21 protein-coding genes and 1 tRNA gene are annotated in these 22,728 nt (G+C 59.4%); 10 read left to right on the top strand and 12 right to left on the bottom strand.

Annotated features, from left to right (window positions below):
* Positions 1-286: 286 nt before the first annotated feature.
* Entirely contained in the window at positions 287-523 is a 237-nt protein-coding gene (locus FEM01_RS24820) for a hypothetical protein (RefSeq protein WP_240791774.1), read from the bottom strand.
* A gap of 480 nt (positions 524-1,003) precedes the next feature.
* On the opposite strand from FEM01_RS24820, the gene FEM01_RS19350 reads away from it, so the two are divergent.
* Positions 1,004-1,666, top strand: coding sequence for a hypothetical protein (locus tag FEM01_RS19350; protein ID WP_138221082.1), 663 nt, complete (start codon positions 1,004-1,006; stop codon positions 1,664-1,666).
* Entirely contained in the window at positions 1,663-2,775 is a 1,113-nt protein-coding gene (locus tag FEM01_RS19345; protein ID WP_138221081.1) for a helix-turn-helix domain-containing protein, read from the top strand. Before FEM01_RS19350 ends, FEM01_RS19345 begins: the two co-directional genes overlap by 4 nt.
* A 754-nt stretch (positions 2,776-3,529) precedes the next feature.
* Here the strand turns inward: FEM01_RS19345 and FEM01_RS19340 are convergent.
* From FEM01_RS19340 to FEM01_RS19320, 5 genes are all read right to left on the bottom strand, one after another.
* Entirely contained in the window at positions 3,530-4,552 is a 1,023-nt protein-coding gene (locus FEM01_RS19340; RefSeq protein WP_240791773.1) for a hypothetical protein, read from the bottom strand.
* 20 nt (positions 4,553-4,572) lie between these two features.
* A complete protein-coding gene (locus tag FEM01_RS19335) occupies positions 4,573-6,108 on the bottom strand; it encodes a hypothetical protein (RefSeq protein ID WP_138221079.1) in 1,536 nt (511 codons plus the stop codon).
* Positions 6,108-6,923, bottom strand: a complete 816-nt coding sequence (locus FEM01_RS19330) for a hypothetical protein (RefSeq protein WP_138221078.1) — start codon at positions 6,921-6,923, stop codon at positions 6,108-6,110. Before FEM01_RS19330 ends, FEM01_RS19335 begins: the two co-directional genes overlap by 1 nt.
* A gap of 9 nt (positions 6,924-6,932) precedes the next feature.
* Positions 6,933-8,378 (bottom strand): hypothetical protein, encoded by a 1,446-nt coding sequence (locus FEM01_RS19325; RefSeq protein WP_138221077.1) that lies wholly within the window; start codon positions 8,376-8,378, stop codon positions 6,933-6,935.
* A 575-nt stretch (positions 8,379-8,953) separates the two neighbouring features.
* Positions 8,954-9,041: transfer RNA gene (locus FEM01_RS19320), tRNA-Ser, on the bottom strand.
* 148 nt (positions 9,042-9,189) lie between these two features.
* Here FEM01_RS19320 and FEM01_RS19315 point away from each other — a divergent pair.
* The 8 genes from FEM01_RS19315 (at position 9,190) to FEM01_RS19280 (ending at position 14,986) form a co-directional block, all read left to right on the top strand.
* Positions 9,190-9,861, top strand: a complete 672-nt coding sequence (locus FEM01_RS19315) for a Bax inhibitor-1/YccA family protein (protein ID WP_138221076.1) — start codon at positions 9,190-9,192, stop codon at positions 9,859-9,861.
* A 210-nt stretch (positions 9,862-10,071) separates the two neighbouring features.
* On the top strand, positions 10,072-11,451 hold the full coding sequence (locus FEM01_RS19310; protein WP_138221075.1) for a nucleobase:cation symporter-2 family protein: 1,380 nt from the start codon (positions 10,072-10,074) through the stop codon (positions 11,449-11,451).
* Positions 11,452-11,539: 88 nt separating this feature from the next.
* The gene (tusD, locus tag FEM01_RS19305) at positions 11,540-11,932 is read left to right on the top strand and encodes a sulfurtransferase complex subunit TusD (protein ID WP_138221074.1); all 393 of its coding nucleotides are present in this window, start codon (positions 11,540-11,542) and stop codon (positions 11,930-11,932) included.
* Position 11,933: 1 nt separating this feature from the next.
* Positions 11,934-12,293 carry a sulfurtransferase complex subunit TusC gene (gene tusC, locus FEM01_RS19300; protein WP_138221073.1) on the top strand — a complete coding sequence of 120 codons (360 nt, stop codon included), beginning with the start codon at positions 11,934-11,936 and terminating at the stop codon, positions 12,291-12,293.
* The gene (tusB, locus tag FEM01_RS19295) at positions 12,293-12,589 is read left to right on the top strand and encodes a sulfurtransferase complex subunit TusB (RefSeq protein ID WP_138221072.1); all 297 of its coding nucleotides are present in this window, start codon (positions 12,293-12,295) and stop codon (positions 12,587-12,589) included. The genes tusC and tusB overlap by 1 nt, the downstream gene beginning before the upstream one ends.
* A complete protein-coding gene (locus tag FEM01_RS19290) occupies positions 12,586-12,921 on the top strand; it encodes a TusE/DsrC/DsvC family sulfur relay protein (RefSeq protein WP_138221071.1) in 336 nt (111 codons plus the stop codon). Before tusB ends, FEM01_RS19290 begins: the two co-directional genes overlap by 4 nt.
* Positions 12,922-12,941: 20 nt before the next feature.
* Positions 12,942-13,934: a glycosyl transferase family protein gene (locus tag FEM01_RS19285; protein ID WP_431188614.1), complete on the top strand. Its 993-nt coding sequence runs from the start codon at positions 12,942-12,944 to the stop codon at positions 13,932-13,934.
* Positions 13,935-14,023: 89 nt separating this feature from the next.
* Positions 14,024-14,986: a glutathione S-transferase family protein gene (locus FEM01_RS19280; protein WP_138221069.1), complete on the top strand. Its 963-nt coding sequence runs from the start codon at positions 14,024-14,026 to the stop codon at positions 14,984-14,986.
* A 69-nt stretch (positions 14,987-15,055) separates the two neighbouring features.
* Here the strand turns inward: FEM01_RS19280 and cysG are convergent, their stop codons facing one another.
* From cysG to FEM01_RS19250, 6 genes are all read right to left on the bottom strand, one after another.
* Positions 15,056-16,450, bottom strand: a complete 1,395-nt coding sequence (cysG, locus tag FEM01_RS19275; protein ID WP_138221068.1) for a siroheme synthase CysG — start codon at positions 16,448-16,450, stop codon at positions 15,056-15,058.
* Between the two features lies 1 nt (position 16,451).
* On the bottom strand, positions 16,452-17,732 hold the full coding sequence (gene serS, locus FEM01_RS19270; RefSeq protein WP_138221067.1) for a serine--tRNA ligase: 1,281 nt from the start codon (positions 17,730-17,732) through the stop codon (positions 16,452-16,454).
* A 30-nt stretch (positions 17,733-17,762) separates the two neighbouring features.
* Positions 17,763-18,137, bottom strand: a complete 375-nt coding sequence (gene crcB, locus FEM01_RS19265) for a fluoride efflux transporter CrcB (RefSeq protein WP_138221066.1) — start codon at positions 18,135-18,137, stop codon at positions 17,763-17,765.
* Positions 18,134-19,459 carry a replication-associated recombination protein A gene (locus tag FEM01_RS19260; protein ID WP_138221065.1) on the bottom strand — a complete coding sequence of 442 codons (1,326 nt, stop codon included), beginning with the start codon at positions 19,457-19,459 and terminating at the stop codon, positions 18,134-18,136. The genes crcB and FEM01_RS19260 overlap by 4 nt, the downstream gene beginning before the upstream one ends.
* 12 nt (positions 19,460-19,471) lie before the next feature.
* Positions 19,472-20,095, bottom strand: coding sequence for an outer membrane lipoprotein chaperone LolA (gene lolA / locus FEM01_RS19255; RefSeq protein ID WP_138221064.1), 624 nt, complete (start codon positions 20,093-20,095; stop codon positions 19,472-19,474).
* A gap of 61 nt (positions 20,096-20,156) precedes the next feature.
* On the bottom strand, positions 20,157-22,592 hold the full coding sequence (locus FEM01_RS19250) for a DNA translocase FtsK (protein WP_138221063.1): 2,436 nt from the start codon (positions 22,590-22,592) through the stop codon (positions 20,157-20,159).
* Positions 22,593-22,728: the final 136 nt, after the last annotated feature.

Raw genomic sequence — 22,728 nt, 5'->3', positions numbered from 1 at the left:
TGAACCTTAACCGGTGTCCAAAATTGCTTGACCAGTTCATACCCTGTCCTCACACGGCGCCGAATCGTCATTTCGCAGCCCGAGATCAGGCAAGCACCGTTAGCCATTCCAAGTTGGGTTTTGTTGGTCTCGCAGCCACGGCGCATTTCGGCTGGTGGCTAGGACGCTTCTTTGCGTACGTCCATGTAGCGGATTTGGTCGGGCTGGCAGCCGCTCCGATCCCACCCCGCAACACCGCCCCACATTGCAGCCGACCGTGCTGCCGGCGATAGCGCATTCAAATCGGTCATTTCGAATCCTTGCTAATAACAAATTCGTTAAGGTCGCTCGAAGCAACGCCATCAGCGGGCTGTGCGCGATTGTGTGAAATTTCGGATAAGGCCTTGGTAAGGCCGTGAATCGCGCCGAAGCCGATGCCATCCAACCAGGCGTGCCACTTCTCCAGGGCTGCCCGGCGCTGCTGCATGGCCTGGGTGTGGATGTAGGTGCTGGCGATCTTGCCCAATGAGTGGTTGAGCAGCATATCGCCGATGTGGGCGTCGATACCGAGGTCGGTTCAAGTGGTGCGGGACACCTTGCGCAGGTCTTGGCTGGTCCACTCGCCCGGCCCCGGGCAGGTGAACACCATGCTGGCCTGAAGCCCGCTGAGTGACTGGCCGCGACGGCTCGGGCACAGATAGTCACCGTCTTAGCCGTTGGCCTGTTGGATCGCCCGATAGCGGACCAGCAGCACCCTGAGCTGTTCAATCAGTGGCAGGCGGGCTCGGTGCGGGTCACCGTAATCGCCTCTCCAGACCCACGCTTGCGCTCGACGTGACATGTGAGCATGGGGTGCAAAAATTCCGACACGTTTAGCCCGCAGGCTTGGCGGGGGCCGATTGCGCGCGCCAGCACCATGCTCTTACGCAAGGACGATTGTCAGCTGCAAACCTCTTACGCGGTTCTTTTTTTTCAACATCAAATGATGTATAAAAAACGGAACCCGACAAGAAGAGTGTCAAAAATGGCTGATAATTTCTTGAACCAGATCGCGAGCCTACCGCCCGAACAGGCTGTAGAGCTTCTACTAGGGATAACTGCTGAAGACCTGCGCACCGTTGCCCTTCAGTTTTACCGTGTGACCTCCAATGCAGGTCCGCTCCAGCCGAAGGGCTCAGGTGGCACCCTGGCTTGGATCTATGGGACAGAGACCCTGCGCGTCCTAACGGTTCCGAAGGGATGGAAGCCCACCGACCCAAGTAACCAGCCTCGCATCATTTCTCCTGACAACAAGCATGCGGTGACTGTGTGCTGCGGCGACGAGAACACAGGCAATCCGCATGCTGCCCCGCTAACCCGCAATAAGCGGGGTAATAGAACAAGCCGAAGCGTCCACCACAACGTTCGTCAGATGGATATGTTCCCGGTGGATCGCAGTGAGCGACAACGACTCCCTTTGGACTCATCAGCAGAACAGATTCTCTGGATGCTTCTGTTCTACGTTGACCTGGAAAACCAAGTCGTCCACTACGAGCTTTCAAGGCCGATCAACATGGCCGACAACGGGAAGGTTGACGGATGGCAGCCGCGCTTTATCATGCCGCCCCTGAACCTGAATGCTCCCGACGATTTCGGTGGACCAGATGCAGGTCCATCCATCGATATTCCTGTGACCCCGAGAACATGAACGACATAAGCGATTTCAATCCGGCCCGTTTGGTATTAGCTCGTCAACGCCGAGGTTGGACGAAGAAATCGCTTGCCGATGCAACATTGCTCAGCAGCAAGACGATTTCTCTTTACGAAAGCGGAGACCAGTTGCCAACGGAGGAGAGTTTGTCCTGTATCGCACAGGCGTTGGGCTTCCCGATCCCGTTTTTCTCTGGTCGTGATCCAGAAGCCCCTACCGAGGAGAATGCAAGCTTCAGATCATTTTCAAGAATGACTGCAGGCCAGCGTGACGCAGCTCTTGCCGCAGGTGGCATCGCATACATGCTCAGCGACTGGATCGATTCCAAGTACCATCTTCCTGATCCTTTGGTTCCAGACTGTTCTGGGATGGATCCAGAGGCTGCCGCAGAGGCAGTGCGCGTGGAATGGGGGCTCGGTCAGCTACCCATCAAAAATTTGGTTCATTTGCTTGAGCTGAAAGGCGTAAGAGTTTTCTCTCTTGCCGAGGAGACTAACCAAGTCAATGCTTTTTCATGCTGGCGGAAGGGCACAACACCTTTCGTTTTTCTAAATACGCAAAAGTCAGCGGAAGCGAGCCGGTTTGACGCAGCTCATGAGCTTGGCCATTTGGTGCTGCACCGACATGGCAGTAATAAAGGGAAAGAGGTGGAGAGCGAAGCCAACGCGTTCGCGTCCGCCTTTCTAATGCCCTATCAAAGCATCCTGGCCCACGGCTGGAGTGTGAACTCGGTTCAGGACGTTATCCGGGCAAAGAAAATTTGGAACGTTTCGGCTATGGCCTTGGCCTACCGCCTCCACAAAACTGGCGTGCTCTCAGAGTGGGTCTACAGAAGTATTTGTATTGAGCTCTCCACGATGGGAGCTCGCACTCAAGAACCTGAGCCATCTCAGAGGGAAACCTCCCAGGTACTTCAGAAGGTTCTGGGCCTTGCGAGGGACGCCGGACGATCCCTCGCGGGAATCGCAAGAGAGCTCGATGTAACCGTAGAAGACTTGATACCTATCCTTTTCAGCATGGCACCTGTTGCCATAAGCGGTGACTACGCAGCCTCACCAGTGTCCGTACCGAGGCGGAAACCTAATCTCCGCGTAGTTAAAGCCTAACCTTCGTCAGGCACTGATGGTGAAAGCCGCCTTCGCGGGCAGCTTCGTAGTTCTCTCAGAGGTTCAATTGCCTTAGCTTGAGAGGACGTCGACTGGCGGCCGGTACCGTGGAGATCCGCCGCGCGCGGGTCGCCGGCAATACAAGGTGACCACGACACGGCGGTCGATACTGCTCGCACCAGCCCTTCGTGCACTACAGGTGCATTAGAGGTTCACCAGGCAACTGCTGGCGGAACTGATCCAAGTCGTCGAGCGCGACGACCGGACCATTCGGGAGCAACGTGTACGGTTTGTTTTCCGCAACACCGCCACAGGTGAACCGGATCGTTCCTCAGACGTACTGCGGCACGGGTGGTGGATCGGCCACCTAGAGAAGGCCAGCGTTCACCAGCGTGTTCCCAACACCTGCCGTCACACCTTCGCCAGCCAGATGCTGAGCAGCGGCCTGGTCACGCCAGAGTAGATAGCGGATCAGATGGGGCGCACCTCGACGGCCTTGATATTCAGGCACTACGCGAAGTGGATCAGCCAGGACGGGCCGGATGTGGTGGGGTTGTTGACCCAAGCGCTCAAGTTGAGCTGAAACGCATAAAAAGGAGCATCCGCCTCCAACGGAAAAGAACTCCGCTATCACAAAGCATCAGAACTACCGGGGACGCATGGGATCCGGGGCACGGGTCTTTAATCTGGGCCCCAAATATGAGCCCATCCAAGTGCCTCAAAGCGCAGCTACATAAACGCCCGTATACTATTATCAGCGTCTGGTCTCGATCTTATAGAAATTTCTTTCAATCTGAATCCGACGACGATCCGAAATAGGCGCGCTCTGGATCTGGCTAGTGAGCCGAACGAAGTATCTACACTCATTTTTTTCGCCGAGTGCTTTGATGGCTGACGTTGAACGGACGAAATCGTCGTAGCCTCGTGAGGTATTGGCCATCAGATCATAGAACCCAGGTAAAGCCTGGGCATCGGGCAGGCGCGAAGCAGGCCAGGCCGGTTCAAAGGTTAAGTTGTCGTCGTTGAGGAAGACAGTCAGAAACATTTCCGGTTTGCCTGAGCTATCAACCCAGCAAGGAGGCAGATCACCACCCTTGCCCCGATTCAGCTTGTTGTTGAGAAATTGCAGCTGCCCCTTCAGGTCGCTGTTTGCCTTCTGCAGTACAACAGGATTGAGCCCCGACTTTTCCGCCGCGGCGTAGGCCGCAGCGTCTTTTACCATCGTCTGAACCTGTTCAGTCGAGGGGTTAGAGTCCGTTTTCAGGGCGACTCTGACCGCTGCTTCTGTTGCACTCAGTTCCTCAACCCGCTTCACGACATCGGTCGGCTTCACCTCCTTTGACGGATCGGTTACCAGCTTCTTGAGTTGCTCGTAGGACATGAGCGTCTCCAGCACTAAACGCTTGGCGTCTTCCCCCTTGTCCTTGCTTCCACTTTCTTGTAACGCTTTATCGATCGGTGCCAGTGCGGCAAGGTCTTCGTCTTTCTGGGTCAGCAGGATCTTCAGACGCTCCGACTCTTCCCGAGCTTTGGAGGCATCTATGAGTTTGGCAACGACTTCATCAGGATTCTTGGTACCGAGATGCTTGAGTTTCACCTTGAGGGCTACAGTAGCCTCATCAATTGCTTTCTCGCGATCACTTAAGTCGTTTAGGCCGGCGACCTTCAGCTCGAGTGAATTCTTCTCTTTTGTCAGCTTCCACACCTGCCATCCGGTCAAAAGGAGAAGGATGAACGCAAGCACCATCCAAATCTCCGTGATCGAGAGGTTGAACACTTGGTCATTCTTTCGGCTCATTAAGCAGGTCTCATATCAGGAGGCAGCTTCACCAAATGCGGCGTAACGTGGCCATCTACGTCACTAGGTATGACGTATTCGTTGGCAGCTGACTGACGAACCTCAATTTTATTGATTTGTTCAATCTTGCGAGCTAACTCTTCAAGGTTACTGTGAGCAGTTTCAAGAGAGGCACTCCCTTGAACAACCTGCGAAGCCAGCGCTCTATAGTTTTCGTTATTTGAAGCGATCGATTGGATCAACAGGGTTAAGGTGGTCTTGATCGATTCCGAGAACGCTTCGTTAGCTCGCTGGCTGATTTCACCGACGGCTCGGAAGGCTTCGATGATATCGTTGCTCAAGGAAGCCTTGGTGTCATCCGCTTCAATATACTGATGAAGGACCTGTAGCCGTTCGATAACCTTCTCAACCACTTCTCGGTTTGATTTTACTTCCTCCTGGAAATACTTTTGGTAATCATCCAGGGTATCGAGGAATTCCTTCTGCACGCGATCCACGCCTTCAATCATCGTGGTGCCGTGGCTGCTCATCGCATCCATCAAGCGCTCCTGGCTATCGACGATGCCACTGACGGATTGCAGGGTTTCTTCCAAGGTTTGAGTCTTCGTGTTTAGGCCGCGAATGGCGGTACCTACCGTGCGAGCAGCCGTCTTAACATCGTCCGCAAGAGTGGAGATGCTTTCGTTAACCCCTTCGGTCGTCTGTGAAAGCGCATCGATAGCGGGTTGGAGCTTGTTGGCGAAGAGGTCGTCTGGAAAGAGAGTTTGCTCCAGACGTCTAGTCGCCAAGTTCCCGAAGTCCAGAGCATGAGACTCCATGCGCTCGAGAGTATTTTCGCTCTTGTCAGCCAACCCGTTAATCGTCACGAGCAGATCATCACTGGCCGATTTAGCATCCTTGAGCATGGCATCGAACGCTTCGTTGCTACGCTGGGTTGCATTAGCGAAAAAGGTATCCATCGCAGCGATGCTGTGCTTTTGGATTTCTTCAATTTGCTCTTTCGCGCCGGCCGTAGTTTCTTTCGAGATCGCTACAACCTCATCACGAAAGCGAGTGAGCTTTTCGCGCGTCTCATCGAACATGAAGGCAAGCTGCTCAGACGCGCTGATGGCACGTTCCTCTACGCTACGCACCGCATCCTCCTGATCTGGACGGAATCCAACGTGCAATGTACGGGCAACCATGCCGATTGCAGTACTCACCATAGCGGCGCCGAATCGTGTAGCCATGTTGCTCAGGTTGTCGCCGATACTTTGGATGTCGAAAAGGCAGATGATGATGCTGACGACAGTGAACAAGAAACCAAGGTAATAGATCGAATCGGCAAATTTCGCGAGGGTCAGTTTGACGTCGTAGAGCGCGCGTACGCGATACCCCACCGCCCAATAAGCAAGCATCACGTTGATTGGGACGATGAAGCCAAACCACATCGCGTCGTTAAGCTTCAGACTGAAGCCAGCGCTCACTATCTTGAGCACCAGTGCAATGACGAACCATGTCTGGACGCGGTAGATGAGCGCGCTTTGAGTCTTCATTACAGCCCCTCCATGGGATTAACGCTTTCAAGGCTGGCGCCATTGTCCGAGAAATAATGAGCCCAGAACTCCGACCGTTTCAGGAAAGGGGTGGCGTTGGGTTCTGCGGCCATCATGTTGATCGTTACCGAAACGTCTGCCAGTGAAGGAGCGACCGCTTTCTGGTAGTAGCTCGTCTTGGTGAAATCTTTGTAGTTGAGCTGCAAATTTCGGTACATGGAGAAATCACCGGTATTGGCAGCCATGTCCGAGAAAATAATCAGACGCTTTTCGCCATTGGCATTCTGATGATTAAACCCATTGATGCTAGCTACTTGCAGCATTTCAAAGATTGGAGACGTATTACCTCGCGAATCCAAAGGGATTCGGTTCACCACCGTCTCAAGAGGCTTCAAGAATTTCTCATTAAAATCCTTGTCCACAAACTTCTTGGTCTTGGTCAAACCCTCGCCTTCGACCCATTGGCCTGGGTTGCATCTCTCAAACACTGGATCGCCGTTGTGCTTGTAGTCCTCCCCGAGCAGAAAGACTGCGAGCATGGCTCCGGGCGGAAGGTCTTTTACGACCATATCTTTGAGTCGCTGCTTGAGCGCTGCCTTCTGCGTGAAGGGGAACGGCGACGTGTTGTCGATCAGCACCACGAACTGCCCCTTCGCCCCACTGGAGGGGCACAAGGTGACCTTGTCAAACGTATCCTGGGTGCTGCTCTTCCACAGGAGGAAGCCAGCGCCAACGATAAGGGCTACGGCGGCCAAAACACTACCGGCAACGAACACCGGCGAGGTACTGCTTTTTTTTCGGCGATAAACAGACATCTTTCAGTCCTACACGAGGCTCTCAAGGGGCTTCAGCTGGTCGAATTTCGCAGTAAAGGACGACTGGATTTGGGATCGAGTAGGCTCGACAATGTCCCGTATCTGGCGAAGCATTTGCTCCTGAGTACGTAGGCGCTTCTCGTCGCTTTCGATACCGAAATCTGGGAAATCCTGATCACTGAGCTCAACTGGATCATTGAAGTAGTCAGGCCGTGGCTTGTCTGCAGGCCTGGCTAGTTGATTCTCATAGCGATATGCCTGGATCAGAGCCCTGATGGTGTTATCCGCAAGGACTAGATGCTCTGTCACTTTCTTCTTGGCGACGGATTTTTCGCCCATGCTGAATTTGAAATATCGAATAGACTCCTCGGCTTTCTGGGCCTTGAGCTCGAGCTGGCTGATCATGCTCTTTTTCTCGTCTTCGAGCTTCTCCCTCAACTCTTCGATGAGTTCGATGACATCCCCACTCGCCTCCGTGTACTCACCGTAGACCTTCTCATATCCTGGATAGCGGTCTTGCCAAGTGTAACCATGGTACATCGCGACTAAACCGAAGATTACCGTGATAGCGCAGAGTGCAATGCCCTCAATGTCGGTGAAGGGAGAGATGTGGGCACCAAGGTTCTGCCACACGAGAGCAAGCTGGTTGGCCCCATCATCATCGACTTGGGGTAGGACAAAGCGGAGGTATGCGACTACGATGCCGGCGCAAGCAGTCCACGCAAAACCAAAGAGCCCTGCGAACCATCCTGCGGTCTTGCGCACTCCGCTGACGTGGTTTTTGTTGATGAGCAACCTGCCACTGAAGAAGGCCACCACAAGGTTCAGGTCTGCGGCCATGAGTGCCATCATCAAGCCGCCGAGGAAACCACCTGCTAAGCCTTGAGCGAAGAAGTTGGCGTTGATGAACGACTCAAGCGCGCAAAATATGACAAGTACGGAAAATTTGAAGATGTGATCTACAAGACCGTGTATTTTCGGCGGAGCTTCTGGTAGCCGATTGTCTGCCCGGAACTGCTCAAGTATCGCCTTTCGAGCTTTAGCAGTTCTGATAGCCTCTTGAAGCTCGCCATCTGCGCTTGAAAGAATCCCATCCGCTTTACGAACGAATTCATCCCCAAGCTGGATGGTGTGATTGAATTCTTTTGTGAGATCAATCCCATCGAGTCGAGCCTGGATTTGAGTGAGCCATCGCTCACCGGTTTTGAGAGTGGCCGCGCGCAGCTTACCAACGGTTCCCTGGATCTGATGCTCAGTCTCAGTCAGCCGTGTATCTCTGAAGTCAGGAACTCCCTTCCCGCCATGCGTGCGCGCCGTCTCGATGATTTTGAGATCTGCTTTGATCTTGTCCGGGTCGATTTTGGGAAAGCTCGCCTCGTCCTCGTCTTCGACACGCTTACCGGTGCCCGACAGGAAGCTTTTGATGGCTTGCCACAACCTTTTCAGAAAAGACATTTCAAAAAATCCATAACTCGTGATTGCCAATGAATCCTTATTGCACTTACTCAAAAACAGCGAACCCGTAAGGCCGTAGCCCCGGAAGCGGAGCACTAAATAAATTCATATTGGCATGAGGCGATTACACGGCCAGATGGATTGGGGCACTCTGGCTTATGAAGGTATCCCCCAACTTTTATCCGCACGGGCCTATCGCTGGCCTACAGTTATCTCGCGCAGGTACCCGATACGTAGGAAATGCGCCCTTACCTGGCATGGAAGTCATGTATGCTAGCGGAAAACAAAATGATATCAAAGTGCCATTTTCAGGCTTGCTGGAGATGAGTGCGAAAAAGCAGGGATGGGCACTTCGCATGAGCGCCGTGGCCAACAGAGGCCAGATACCCGCCCAGATGATTCTGGGCACTTCTCTACGCTAAAAAGCTCAAGCGTTTCAGAGACTAGGGACCATTGGGCAAAAAATTCCAGAAAGGCCCACTGGAAGCCAGCGCCCAAAGCATGGGCTAGAGTATGGGCCGAAACCGATCACGCACAAAAAAGCCCCGAAAAATCAGGGCTTTAATGAGAAATGGTGGCGGAAGCGTAGAGATTCGAACTCTAGGATAGTTGCCCATCGACGGTTTTCAAGACCGTTGCCTTAAACCACTCGGCCACGCTTCCAGCGCGTTTGCGGCGGCAATAATACCGTAATGAAACAAGCTGTCAAACTCTCTGTGTCGCGGGTTGCGACAGCTCTGGTATGCTCTGCTCACTTACGTTTCAATACCGAGGGTCCGAGACCCTGGTCCACCGCCTAAGGAGTGTCGCCATGCGCGAACAGGATTACGCCGTACACCACGGCCAACAAGTCGAGCAGCAGGAAGTCAGCAAGGTCCTGCGCAACACGTACAGCCTGCTGGCACTCACCCTCGCCTTCAGTGGCCTCATGGCCTTCATTTCCCAGCAGATGGGCGTACGCTACCCGAACGTTTTCGTCGTGCTGATCGGTTTCTACGGGCTGTTCTTCCTGACCGCCAAGCTGCGTGACTCGGTCTGGGGCCTGGTGTCTACCTTCGCCCTCACCGGCTTCATGGGCTTCATCCTCGGGCCGATCCTCAACCGCTACCTGGGTATGAGCGGTGGCGCCGAAGTGGTCAGCTCCGCCTTCGCCATGACCGCTCTGGTGTTTGGTGGTCTGTCCGCCTACGTGCTCATCACCCGCAAGGACATGAGCTTCCTCAGCGGCTTCATCACCGCCGGCTTCTTCGTGCTGCTGGGCGCCGTGGTTGCGAGCTTCTTCTTCCAGATCAGCGGCCTGCAACTGGCGATCAGCGCCGGCTTCGTGCTGTTCTCGTCGGTGTGCATCCTGTTCCAGACCAGCGCCATCATCCACGGCGGCGAGCGCAACTACATCATGGCGACCATCAGCCTGTATGTATCGATCTACAACCTGTTCGTCAGCCTGCTGCAACTGTTCGGCATCATGGGCCGCGACGACTGATTCAGGTCGCCAGCCAGCGAAAGAGAAAGCCCGCTTCTGCGGGCTTTTTCATGCCTGTGAACAAGCAGGCATGTCGCGATACAGGCTGACCAAAAAGTCAGCTTCCTGAGCAATCCATCGCAGGCCGCAGCGCCATCCTGCGAGCCCCTACCCCATTCGGTTTTCAGCCCGTAGAATGCGCTCCTTTTTTCTGCCGGGGCAGCACTTTCCATGAGTTCACACGAACACCAACCAAGCGCGGCGGCGCCTGTCAATGAACTGGTGCTTGGTCTGGAAGACAAACCGCGCCTGCTGATCGGCCTGCTGGCCGCCCTACAGCATCTGTTGGCGATTATCGTGCCGATCGTGACCCCCGGACTGCTGATCTGCCAGGCGTTGGGCGTCTCGGCGCGCGACACCAACCTGATCGTCTCGATGTCGCTGGTGATCTCGGGCATCGCCACCTTCGTTCAGTGCAAGCGCTTTGGGCCTTTTGGCGCTGGACTGCTGATCGTTCAGGGCACCAGCTTCAACTTCGTGGGCCCGCTGATTGCGGGTGGAGCGTTGATGGTCCAGCAAGGCACGCCGGTCGAGGCGGTAATGGCAGCAATCTTCGGTGTGGTGATCGCCGGGTCCTTCGTGGAGATGGGCGTCTCGCGCATCCTGCCGTTCGTCAAGCGCCTGATCACTCCGCTGGTGACCGGCATCGTCGTGCTGATGATCGGCCTGACCCTGATCAAGGTTGGCCTGATCAGCATGGGCGGTGGCTTTGGTGCAATGCACAACGGCACCTTCGCCAACGGCGAGAACCTGCTGATGTCGGGGGTGGTGCTGGCGATCATCGTTATTCTCAACCGAATCCCAGTGGTCTGGATGCGCAGTTGCGCTATCGTCATCGCCCTGGCCGTGGGCTATGCCCTGGCCGGCTACCTTGGCCGCCTGGACTTCACCGGCATGCACCAGGCCGCGCTGTTCCAGGTGCCGACGCCTCTGCACTTTGGCCTGGGCTTCTCGTGGGCGCTGTTCATCCCGATGCTGGTGATCTACCTGGTGACCTCGCTCGAAGCCATCGGTGACGTCACCGCCACCAGCAAGGTCTCGCGCCAGCCGGTAGAAGGCCCCGTATGGATGCAGCGCATCAAGGGCGGCGTACTGGTCAACGGTGCCAACTCGCTGCTGGCCGGACTGTTCAACACTTTCCCCAGCTCGATCTTCGCGCAGAACAACGGTGTGATTCAGCTTACCGGCATCGCCAGCCGCCACATCGGCATCTGGATCGCCGCCATGCTGGTGCTGCTGGGCCTGTTCCCAAGTGTGGCTGGAGTGATCCAGGCCGTGCCGGAGCCGGTCCTCGGGGGCGCGGCCATGGTGATGTTCGGGGCAGTGGCGGCCTCTGGCATCAATATTCTTGCCAGCACCCGCCTGGACCGTCGCGCGCTGCTGATCATTGCCGTGTCTCTGGCGTTGGGCCTAGGCGTCGCGCAGGTGCCGGAGTTCCTCGCACACATGCCAGCGGCCATTCGCAACGTGCTGGAGTCGGGAGTAGCCACGGGCGGTCTGTGCGCACTGGTGCTCAACTGGTTCCTGCCTGAGAGCAAAGAGCCGGCCTGAAACCGTCACGGCCAGCCGCCCAGAGCCCGCGCCTGATTGCGCAGGCTTTTTGCTTTATCATGGCGACATTCCTTTGCACGGGTTTTCCATGAAATTCGCCATCGCGGTCTTTTCCCCGGCCCATGCGCCCTCCTCGCGGCGCGCACTGCGCTTTGCCGAGGCAGTGCTGGCCGGCGGGCATGACATTGCCCGGTTGTTCTTCTATCAGGACGGGGTGCACAGCGCCTCAGCCAATATCGTTGCGCCCCAGGACGAACAAGACATCGCCGCGCAGTGGCGTGCGTTCGTCAGCGCCCATCGCCTGGACGCGGTGGTGTGCATCGCCGCCGCCCTACGCCGCGGGGTGCTCGATGACACCGAAGCCAATCGCTACCAGCGCCCGGCGGTGAACCTGCCTGAGCCATGGGAGTTGTCAGGCCTCGGCCAACTGCACGAGGCGGCGCAGCTGGCCGATCGCCTGGTCTGCTTCGGAGGCGACTGACATGAGCAAATCCTTGTTGATCATCAGTCGCCAGGCGCCGTGGAGCGGCCCATCCGCCCGCGAGGCGCTGGACATTGCCTTGGCCGGTGGCGCGTTTGACCTTCCGCTGGGCATGCTGTTCCTGGACGACGGCGTGTTCCAACTGACCGCAGCCCAGCAGCCCGATGCCCTGCAACAGAAGAATCTGACCGCCAACCTCCAGGCCCTGCCGATGTTCGGCGTCGAGGCGCTGTTCGCCTGTGGCCACAGCCTGGCCCTCAGGGGCCTCAGCGGCGAGGCACTGAGCTTGCCGGTCGAGGTGCTCGATGAGACCGCGCTCAAGGCGCTGATTGCCCGTTTCGACCAGGTGGTGACGCTCTGATGACAACCCTGCATATCATTGCCCACTCGCCTTTTGGCGACGAACGCCTGGCCAGTTGCCTGCGCCTTCTGGGACCCGATGACGCGCTGCTGTTGTGTGGTGATGCCACCTACGCGCTGCGGCCCGGCAGCGCGCCGCTGCATGCGTTGCAGGCAGCCAGGCTCGGTGATCGCCTGTACGCCCTGGACGAAGACCTGCGAGCCCGGGCCCTCGAAACGGCCCAGGTCAAGGCGCTGGACTATCCCGCATTCGTCGAACTCACCCTACACTACGACAAGGTCAACAGCTGGCTATGAACACCCTGACTGTCGGCGATCGCTCAATCGCCCTGGACAAGGACGGCTTCCTGGTCGATTTGCAGGACTGGTCCCACGAGGTCGCCGAATCCCTTGCCGCCCGCGAGCACATTGCCCTGAGCGCCGAGCATTGGGAGATTCTCGAACTGCTGCGCCAGTTTCACGCGCAGTACCAGCTGTCGCCAGCCACCCGCCCGCTGATCAAGTACACTGCGCTCAACCTGGGTGTGGAAAAGGGCAATAGCCTGCATCTGAATCGCCTGTTCAATGGCACCCCCGCCAAACTCGCCGCGAAGCTCGCGGGCCTGCCCAAACCGACCAACTGCATATGACCCAGTCACTTCCACGCCCATTGACCCTGGAAACCCCAGCCGAACACCCCTTCGCCGAATTCGTGCGCATCCTGGGCAAAGGCAAGCGCGGTGCGCGCGGCCTAACCCGCGAGGAAGCCCGCGCGGCCATGCGCCTACTGCTCGAGGGCAAGGTCGAGGACACCCAACTGGGCGCCTTCCTGATGCTGCTGCGACACAAGGAAGAGAGCGCCGACGAACTGGCCGGCTTCACCGAGGCCCTGCGTGCCCAGCTCACGGCACCGCGCATTGCGGTGGACCTCGACTGGCCGAGCTACGCCGGCAAGAAGCGCCACCTGCCCTGGTACCTGCTGGCGATCAAGTGCCTGGCCGGCAACGGCGTGCGCATTTTCATGCACGGTGGCGGCGCACACACGGCCGGGCGGATGTACACCGAGCAACTGCTGGGCCTGCTGGACATACCGGTGTGCCGCGACTGGGCCGCAGTCGAGCAAGCACTGCAGCGCGGCAACCTGGCGTTCGCCCCACTGCTGGACTGGGCACCGCAGTTGCAACGCATGATCGATCTGCGCAACACCCTGGGCCTGCGCTCTCCCATCCACTCCCTGGCTCGTGTACTCAACCCGCTGTCCGCCCGCTGCGGCCTGCAAAGCATCTTTCACCCCGGCTATCAGGCCGTACACCGCGAGGCCAGCCGCCTGCTCGGCGACCACGCCGTGGTGATCAAGGGCGACGGGGGCGAGATTGAGGTCAATCCAGATGTCATCAGCCACCTCTACGGCACCTCGCAAGGCGAGGCCTGGGACGAGGAATGGCCGGCTCTGAGCGCCCAGCGCCATGTAAAACCGGCAAGCCTCGAACCTGAGCACCTGTTGGCGGTATGGCGTGGTGAGTCCGAGGACAGCTACGGTGAACTGGCCGTGGTAGCGACCATGGCCCTGGCGCTACGCGGGCTGGGCCAGGACCGTGAGCACGCCTTCAGCAACGCGCGCGCGTACTGGGCTAATCGCCAAACCATCGAATTAAGCGATTAAAAGACCCCAGTCTTTGCGCTATTTATTCGAACGTTTTTCTCTAGACTGGGCTCCAACGACAAACAACTTTTGTTCCAAGGAGCTTCAGCATGGGCCTTTTGATCGAGGGCCACTGGCACGATCAGTGGTATGAGAACGGCAAGGACGGTGCCTTCAAGCGTGAAAACGCACAGCGTCGTAACGCACTGCCCGCCCCCGAGGCAGGTCGCTACCACCTGTACGTATCGCTGGCGTGTCCATGGGCCCACCGCACCCTGATCTTGCGCGCCATCAAGGGCCTGGAACCGCTGATCGATGTGTCGGTGGTGAGCTGGCTGATGGGCGAGCACGGCTGGACCTTCGACCGGCAGAACGGCTCCACCGGCGACCACTTGGACGCCTTGCAGTACCTGCACCAGCGCTACACCCAGGACGACCCGCACTACACCGGCCGTGTGACCGTGCCGGTGCTGTGGGACAAACAGGAAAAACGCATCGTCAACAACGAGTCGGCCGAGATCATCCGTATCTTCAACTCGGCCTTCGACGAACTGACCGGCAATACCCTGGACCTCTATCCCGCCCCGCTGCGCGCGACCATCGATGCGCTCAACGAGCGCATCTATCCGGCAGTGAACAACGGCGTGTACCGCGCCGGATTCGCCACCACGCAAGACGCCTACGAGGCGGCGTTCGACGATGTATTCAACGAACTGGATCACCTCGATGCCCTGCTCGGCCAGCAGCGTTACCTGGCCGGTGAATACCTGACCGAGGCCGACATACGCCTGTTTACCACGCTGGTGCGCTTCGATGCGGTGTACCACGGCCACTTCAAGTGCAACCTGCGCCGCCTGAGCGACTACCCGAACCTCTCCAACTGGCTGCGCGAGCTGTATCAGTGGCCAGGTGTTGCGGATACGGTGGACATGCAGCATATCCAGAAGCACTACTACATGAGCCACAAGACCATCAACCCGACCGGTATCGTGCCCAAGGGCCCGCTGCAGGACTTCAACCAGCCGCATGATCGCGAGCGGTTGCCGGGCAAGGGAATCTGGCAGGCCGACTGAGCGGCATGCACGCATCAATCGCGCCTGCCGTGCCGGGGGCGCGATGGGCCGCACAGCGGCCCATGCGGTTCAACTGTCTTGCTGCATCCCTTCGAACCACGCCAGCTTGTCACGCAATTGCACCACTTCCCCGACGATCACCAGGGTCGGCGCATGCACTTCATGCTGGGCCACCAACGCTGGCAAATCCGCCAACGTCCCGGTGAACACCCGCTGGTTGCGGGTTGTGCCCTGCTGCACCAGCGCCGCTGGCGTGCTAGCCGCGCGCCCATGGCGGATCAGCTCGGCGCAAATGGTCGGCAAGCCCACCAGGCCCATGTAGAACACCAGGGTCTGCGCAGGCGCCACCAAGTCGTTCCAAGGCAGGTTGCTGGTGCCGTCCTTCAGGTGCCCGGTTACGAAACGCACCGACTGGGCGTAGTCACGGTGGGTCAGCGGAATTCCACCATAGGCCGAGCAGCCGCTGGCGGCGGTGATGCCCGGTACGACCTGGAACGGGATACCCTGTTCGGCCAGTTCCTCGATCTCCTCGCCACCACGGCCGAAGATGAACGGATCGCCCCCCTTCAGGCGCAACACGCGCTTGCCCTGCTGGGCAAGGTCCACCAACAGGCGGTTGATCTGGTCTTGCGGTACGGCGTGGTCAGCACGGCGCTTACCGACATAGATACGCTCGGCATCACGCCGGCACATCTCGATGATGGCCGGAGCCACCAAGCGGTCATACAGCACCACGTCAGCTTGCTGCATCAAGCGCAAGGCGCGGAAGGTCAGCAGGTCAGGATCGCCCGGGCCTGCACCGACCAAGTACACCTCACCGCCTTGCTGCACAGGCGCACCGTCGACCATCGCTTGCAACAGGCGCTCGGCCTCAGCGCCCTGCCCAGCCAACTGGCGCTCGGCAATCGGGCCCTGGAACACGCTCTCCCAGAAGCCGCGACGCTGGTTGACGTCCGGGTACAGGCCCTTGACCTTTTCGCGAAAGCGCGCGGCAAGCCCCGCCAATTCTCCGTAGGCCGCAGGAATCCAGGCCTCCAATTTGGCGCGGATCAGCCGTGCCAGTACCGGCGCGTCGCCACCGCTGGACACCGCCACCACCAGAGGTGAACGGTCGACGATAGCTGGAAAGATCACCGTGCACAGGGCCGGCGCATCCACCACGTTGACCGGCACGCTCAGCGCTTGGGCGTCGGCAGAAACCAGGGCGTTGAGCGCAGGATCGTCGGTGGCCGCGATGACCAGACGGCAGCCTGCGACATCGCTGGACTGGTATCCGCGCACCAACACTTCGCCCCCAACCTCGCGGGCCAAGGCGGCGAGCTGGTCGTCGACCTGCGGCGCCACCACGCGCAGCGCAGCCCCGGCATCGGCCAGCAAGCGCGCCTTACGCAGCGCGATCTCGCCACCGCCGACGACCAGCGCGCGCGCCCCCTGCAGCTTGTGGAATAGCGGCAGGTAGTCCATATCAGCGAATCACCTCAAGGCCGCCCATGTAGGGTTTGAGCACGTCCGGCACGCGGATCGAGCCGTCGGCCTGCTGGTAGTTCTCCAGCACCGCCACCAGCGTACGCCCAACCGCCAGGCCCGAGCCGTTCAGGGTATGCACCAACTCTGGCTTGCCGGTTTCCGGGTTACGCCAGCGCGCCTGCATGCGACGGGCCTGGAAGTCGCCGCAGTTGGAGCAGGAGCTGATCTCACGGTATTTATCCTGGCTCGGGACCCACACTTCCAGGTCGTAAGTCTTCACCGCGCCAAAGCCCATGTCGCCGGTGCACAAGGCCAGCACGCGGTATGGCAGCTCCAGCAGTTGCAGTACGCGCTCGGCGTTGGCAGTGAGGCCTTCGAGGGCTTCCATGGATTTGGACGGCTCCACCACCTGAACCATCTCGACCTTGTCGAACTGGTGCTGGCGGATCATGCCCCGGGTATCTCGGCCCGAAGCACCAGCCTCACTACGGAAGCATGGGGTGTGGGCGACGTACTTGATCGGCAACTGCTTGGCGTCGAGGATCTGCTCGGCCACCAGGTTGGTCAGCGACACCTCGGCGGTCGGGATCAGGTAGAAGTCAGCTTCACCCTCACGGCTGATCTTGAACAGATCTTCCTCGAACTTCGGCAACTGGCCAGTGCCTTGCAGGGCTGGAGCTTGTACCAGGTACGGGGTATAGGCTTCCTCGTAACCGTGCTCGCCGGTGTGCAGGTTGATCATGAACTGCGCCAGTGCGCGGTGCAGGCGAGCGATAGGGCCGCGCAACACGGCAAAACGTGCGCCGGAGAGCTTGGCGGCGGCTTCGAAATCCAGTCCACCACTGATCTCGCCCAGGGCGACATGGTCCTTGATCTCGAAATCGAAAGCTTTTGGAGTGCCCCAGCGGCGCACTTCGACGTTGTCGTCTTCGCTGGCCCCCACCGGCACGCTGGCGTCCGGCAGGTTGGGAATGGTCAGCAGGATGCCGTCCAGCTCGGCCTGGATCGCGTCCAACTCGGTCTTGCCAGCAGCCAGCTCGTTGGCCATGCGCTCGACGTCAGCCATCAGCGGGACGATGTCCTCGCCCTTGGCCTTGGCCTGGCCGATGGACTTGGAGCGGGCGTTACGCTCGGCCTGCAGCTGCTCGGTGCGGGTCTGCACCGCCTTGCGGCGCTCTTCCAGTGACTCGATGCGCGCGACATCCAGGCTGAAGCCACGGGAGGCCAGGCGATCCGCCACTTCCTGAAGTTGGCCGCGTAACAGTTTGGAATCGAGCATATCGTTCTCTCGTTATGTGTAGGTGTTGGTTCAGAATCGGGTCAGCGAAAGGCCCGCCCAGGTGGCGAGCAGCCCGCCCATTACGCTGATCGCGCTATAGCCCAAGGCTAGCGGGACTTGCCCGCTTTCCAGCAAGCGCACGGTATCCAGCGAAAAGGAGGAAAACGTCGTCAGGCCGCCAAGAAAGCCCACGATCAGCCCGGCGCGCAGCTCGACCGGCACCAGGGGTTTGTGCAGGAACAGGCCGTACAGCAGGCCGATCAGTAGGCAGCCGACCAAGTTGACCGCCAGCGTACCCAGATAGAAGTGCCGTGGCCAGTGGGCGGTGACCCAATTGGCCGTGGCAAAGCGCAGCAAGGTGCCGGCGATACCGCCAGCGCTCACAGCAGCGATCAGTGCAATCACGGTTTTCTCCGCTGACGGGGGCTATTGCGGTCGAGTTCACTCAGATGGCGCAGTTTCTCGCCAATCTTCAGCTCAAGGCCACGTGGCACCGGTTGGTAATACTGGCGCGGTTCGAGCTGCTCGGGGAAATAGTCCTCGCCGGCAGCGTAGGCATCGGGTTCGTCATGGGCGTAGCGATACTCCTCGCCATAGCCCAGTTGCTTCATCAGTTTGGTCGGCGCGTTGCGCAAGTGCAGCGGCACCTCCAGCGAGCCGTGCTCGGCGGCCTCGCGCATGGCCGCCTTGAAGCCCATGTACACCGCGTTGCTCTTGGGTGCACAGGCGATATAGGTAATCGCCTGAGCCACGGCCAGCTCACCCTCGGGGCTGCCCAGGCGTTCCTGCACGTCCCAGGCCGCCAAGCACAGGCTCAGTGCGCGCGGGTCCGCGTTGCCAATATCCTCGCTGGCCATGCGTACCACCCGACGAGCGATATACAACGGGTCGCAGCCACCATCGAGCATGCGCGCGTACCAGTACAACGCGCCATCGGGGTTAGAGCCACGCACCGACTTGTGCAACGCCGAAATCTGGTCGTAGAACGCCTCGCCGCCCTTATCGAAGCGCCGACGGCTATCACCGAGCAGGCTTTGCAACAGCTCGACGCCGATATCACCGCCGTCCTCGGCCAGGTCAGAGGCGTTTTCGAGGAAGTTGAGCATGCGCCGGCCATCGCCATCGGCGGCGGCCATGAGCATCTTAAAGGCGTCATCGCCCAGTCGCAGGTTACGCTTGCCCAGGCCGCGCTCCTCGCTCAGGGCGCGCTCCACCAGCTTGCGCAGGGCCGCTTCGTCGAGGCTCTTGAGCACATAGACCCGGGCCCGCGATAGCAGTGCGTTGTTGAGTTCGAACGAAGGGTTCTCGGTGGTGGCACCGATGAAGATCAGCGTGCCGTCTTCCACATACGGCAGAAAAGCGTCCTGTTGCGACTTGTTGAAGCGATGCACCTCGTCGACGAACAGAATGGTACGCCGGCCATACTGACCGGCCTGCTGCTTGGCCACCTCGACGGCCTGGCGGATTTCCTTGACCCCCGCCAGCACCGCCGAGACCGTTTCGAAGTGCGCATCGCAAAACTGTGCCAGCAGCCGCGCCAGCGTAGTCTTGCCCACCCCTGGAGGCCCCCAGAAGATCATCGAATGCAGCGCACCCTGCTCCAGCGCCTCGCGCAGCGGCTTGCCGCGCGCCAGCAGGTGCTCCTGCCCGACGTACTCATCCAGGTTGGACGGACGCAAGCGGGCGGCCAGGGGCTGGGCGACAGGTTCGCTTCGAAACAGGTCCATCACAGGCTCCGGTTACTCCTTGATGACATCCGCACCTTTGGGAATGTCAAAGGTGAATCGGCTTTCCGGTACAGGCGCGTTGGCCTTGACGCCGTTGAACAGGATGTTGGTGCGCTGACCAACGCTATCGACCAGTTGCATCTCGTTGATCAGGCCTTTGCGGAACGACACGCGCAGCGAGTCGAACAGGGTGTCCTTGGTCTTGGGCTTCAAGGTGAAGTCCATGACCTCGCCCTGCTCCAGCGAGCTGATGTCGAAGCTCTGGCTGATCTTCGACACGTCACCGGACAGCAGCAGCGCCGGGGTCTGGTTCAGGCGCACATCGAGTTTCTTGATGGTGGCTTGTTCCAGGTCTGGGTCCCATAGGGTGACGTTCTTGCCGTCCGACACCACCACCTGCTCTTGGGGCGCGTCGGTGTGCCAGTAGAACAGGCCCGGGCGCTTGACGGTCATCTTGCCCGACGTCTCCTGCAAGCTGGTGCCGCTGGCATCGATGGTCAGCTGGGAGAAATTGGCCTCGATGGTCTGTGACTTCTCGAGCAGTTGGGTCAGGCGCTGGACATCCTTTTCCCCGGCGTGGGCCGACAGGCTGGCCGCGGCCAGGGCAGATACCAACAGCATGCGGATCATGCGCATGGAAATCCTCGTAGAACAGTGAATGGGCCGGGTGCCGTGGTTGCACCCGGCAGGGAAATAGTCAATCGCGCGGGCCGCCTGGGGCAATCACTTCCCGCGAGCCGTTGCTGTTCATGGGGGTGACTACACCGGCCATTTCCATGGCTTCGATCATGCGAGCGGCGCGGTTGTAGCCGATCTTGAGCTTGCGCTGCACCGCCGAGATCGACGCCCGGCGGCTTTCCAGTACGAACTGCACGGCTTCGTCGTACAAGGCGTCGCTTTCGGAGTCATCACCGTCACCGCCACCAGCGCCGCCCTCGAAGCCGCTACCGGCCTCCTCGACGCCATTGAGGATATCGTCGTTGTAGTCTGGGGCGCCACGCAGTTTCCAGGCTTCGACGACGCGGTGGACCTCGTCGTCGGAGACGAACGCACCGTGCACACGGATCGGCAGGCTGGTGCCCGGTGGCATGTAGAGCATGTCACCGTGGCCCAGCAACTGCTCGGCGCCGCCTTGGTCGATGATGGTCCGCGAGTCGATCTTGCTCGATACTTGGAACGCCATGCGGGTCGGAATGTTGGCCTTGATCAGGCCGGTGATCACATCCACCGACGGACGCTGGGTAGCCAGGATCAAGTGGATACCGGCGGCACGGGCCTTTTGTGCGATACGTGCGATCAGCTCTTCGACCTTCTTGCCGACGATCATCATCATGTCGGCGAATTCGTCCACCACCACCACGATGGTCGGCAGGGTCTTCAGGGTGGGCGGCTCGTCGTCCATGCTCTCGCGACGGTACAGCGGATCGTGAATGACCTCGCCAGCCTCCTGGGCGTCCTTGATCTTGCGGTTGAAGCCGGCCAGGTTACGCACACCCATGGCCGCCATCAGCTTGTAGCGCCGCTCCATCTCGGCAACGCTCCAGCGCAGGGCGTTGGCCGCGTCCTTCATGTCAGTGACCACCGGGCACAGCAGGTGCGGGATGCCTTCGTAGATCGACAGTTCGAGCATCTTCGGATCGATCATGATCAACCGAGCGTCTTCCGGGCCGGATTTGAACAGGATCGACAGGATCATGGCGTTCACGCCCACCGACTTACCGGAACCGGTGGTACCGGCCACCAGCAGGTGCGGCATTTTCGCCAGGTCGGTGATCACCGGCTTGCCGCCGATGTCGTGGCCCAAGGCGAGCGTGACCGGGGACTTCTGCTCATCGTACTGCGGAGTGGACAGCACTTCGGAGAAACGCACCATCTGGCGGTTCTCGTTGGGAATCTCGATCCCCACGGTGGTCTTGCCGGGGATCACCTCGACCACTCGCACGCTGGTCACGGCCAGGGAACGGGCCAAGTCCTTGGCCAGGTTGGCGATACGGCTGACCTTGACGCCTGCGGCGGGCTGGATCTCATAACGGGTGATCACAGGGCCCGGGTGGATAGAGTCCACCGACACCTCGACACCAAACTCCTTGAGTTTGATTTCCAGCAGTTGACCGACGCCTGCGAGCGACTCGGGCGAGTACTCGATCTTCTTCTGCTCGGCAGGATCGAGGATAGAAATCGACGGCAGGGTGCCCTCGACGGCGCTGTCGACGAACAATGGCGCCTGTTTTTCCTTCATCACCCGCTTGCTCGGCTCAACCACGGCAGCCGGGGTCGGCGGCACGATGGCCGGTGCAGCCGGCTGCACCCGAGGTACGACGGGCTCGCGCGGCGCCACGGGCCGAACCGGTGGTTCGTCCCGCTCGACGGCGCGTTCGCGTGCTTGCGGCTTGATCGGCTCGCGTTTCTCGGCGGCCATGGGCGCTACGTCCAGCATCGGCTCGTCCACTTCACGCAGCTGTGCCACCAGGCGTTTGCGCTCGTTGCGCGCCTCCCACCAGCGATTGGCCGCACCTTGCACCAGCTCGAACAAGTCGAGGGTGATCTTGCCGGTCAGGTCCATCACCTTGAACCAGGACAGATCGGTGAACACCGTCAGGCCGAACAGGAACAGGGCGATGAACATCAGGGTACTACCCTGCACATTCAGCAGGCTACGTGCCAGATCGCCAAGACTCTCGCCCAACGCCCCGCCAGCGGAAAACGGCATGCTCGCGGGCGGATGGAAGTGAATGTGCGCCAGCGCAGCCCCCGACAACACCAGGAACACAAGGCCGATCAGCCGCCAGGAAAACAGCCAGCCGCTCCACTGCCAGGGTTGATGCCGCTCGCGAAAAATCTGCCAGGTCTTGATGGCCAGCAGCAGCGGGAAGATGTAGGCGAAATAGCCGAGCACCATGAACAGGATGTCGGCGAAGTAGGCCCCGGCACGCCCCGCGGCGTTCTGTACCTGCTCGACGTTGCTCGTGTGGCTGAAGCCTGGGTCGGAGGTATCGTAGGTGACCAGTGCCATCCACAGGTACAGGCACAGCGCACCAACGGCGATCAGCGCGCCTTCCTTGAGGCGATAATGCAGCTGCTGCCGCCACAGGGGCACAGGCAAGGGAGCTGGAGTTGCGGTGGATTTCTTCAAAACGCGTCTATTCCTGCGCGAATAGTGATTGACCGGTGACTGGCCAACAAATCACTACTTTTAACATTACTGCCCGCCAGCCGCCATGGCGGCACGCCGTCAGGGGCGTGAACGGGGGCTACTTTCATATAGCTGC

The sequence above is a fragment of the Pseudomonas mosselii genome (assembly GCF_005796105.1).
GTDB lineage: Bacteria > Pseudomonadota > Gammaproteobacteria > Pseudomonadales > Pseudomonadaceae > Aquipseudomonas > Aquipseudomonas mosselii_C.
This window is presented reverse-complemented; position numbering and strand designations above follow the sequence as displayed.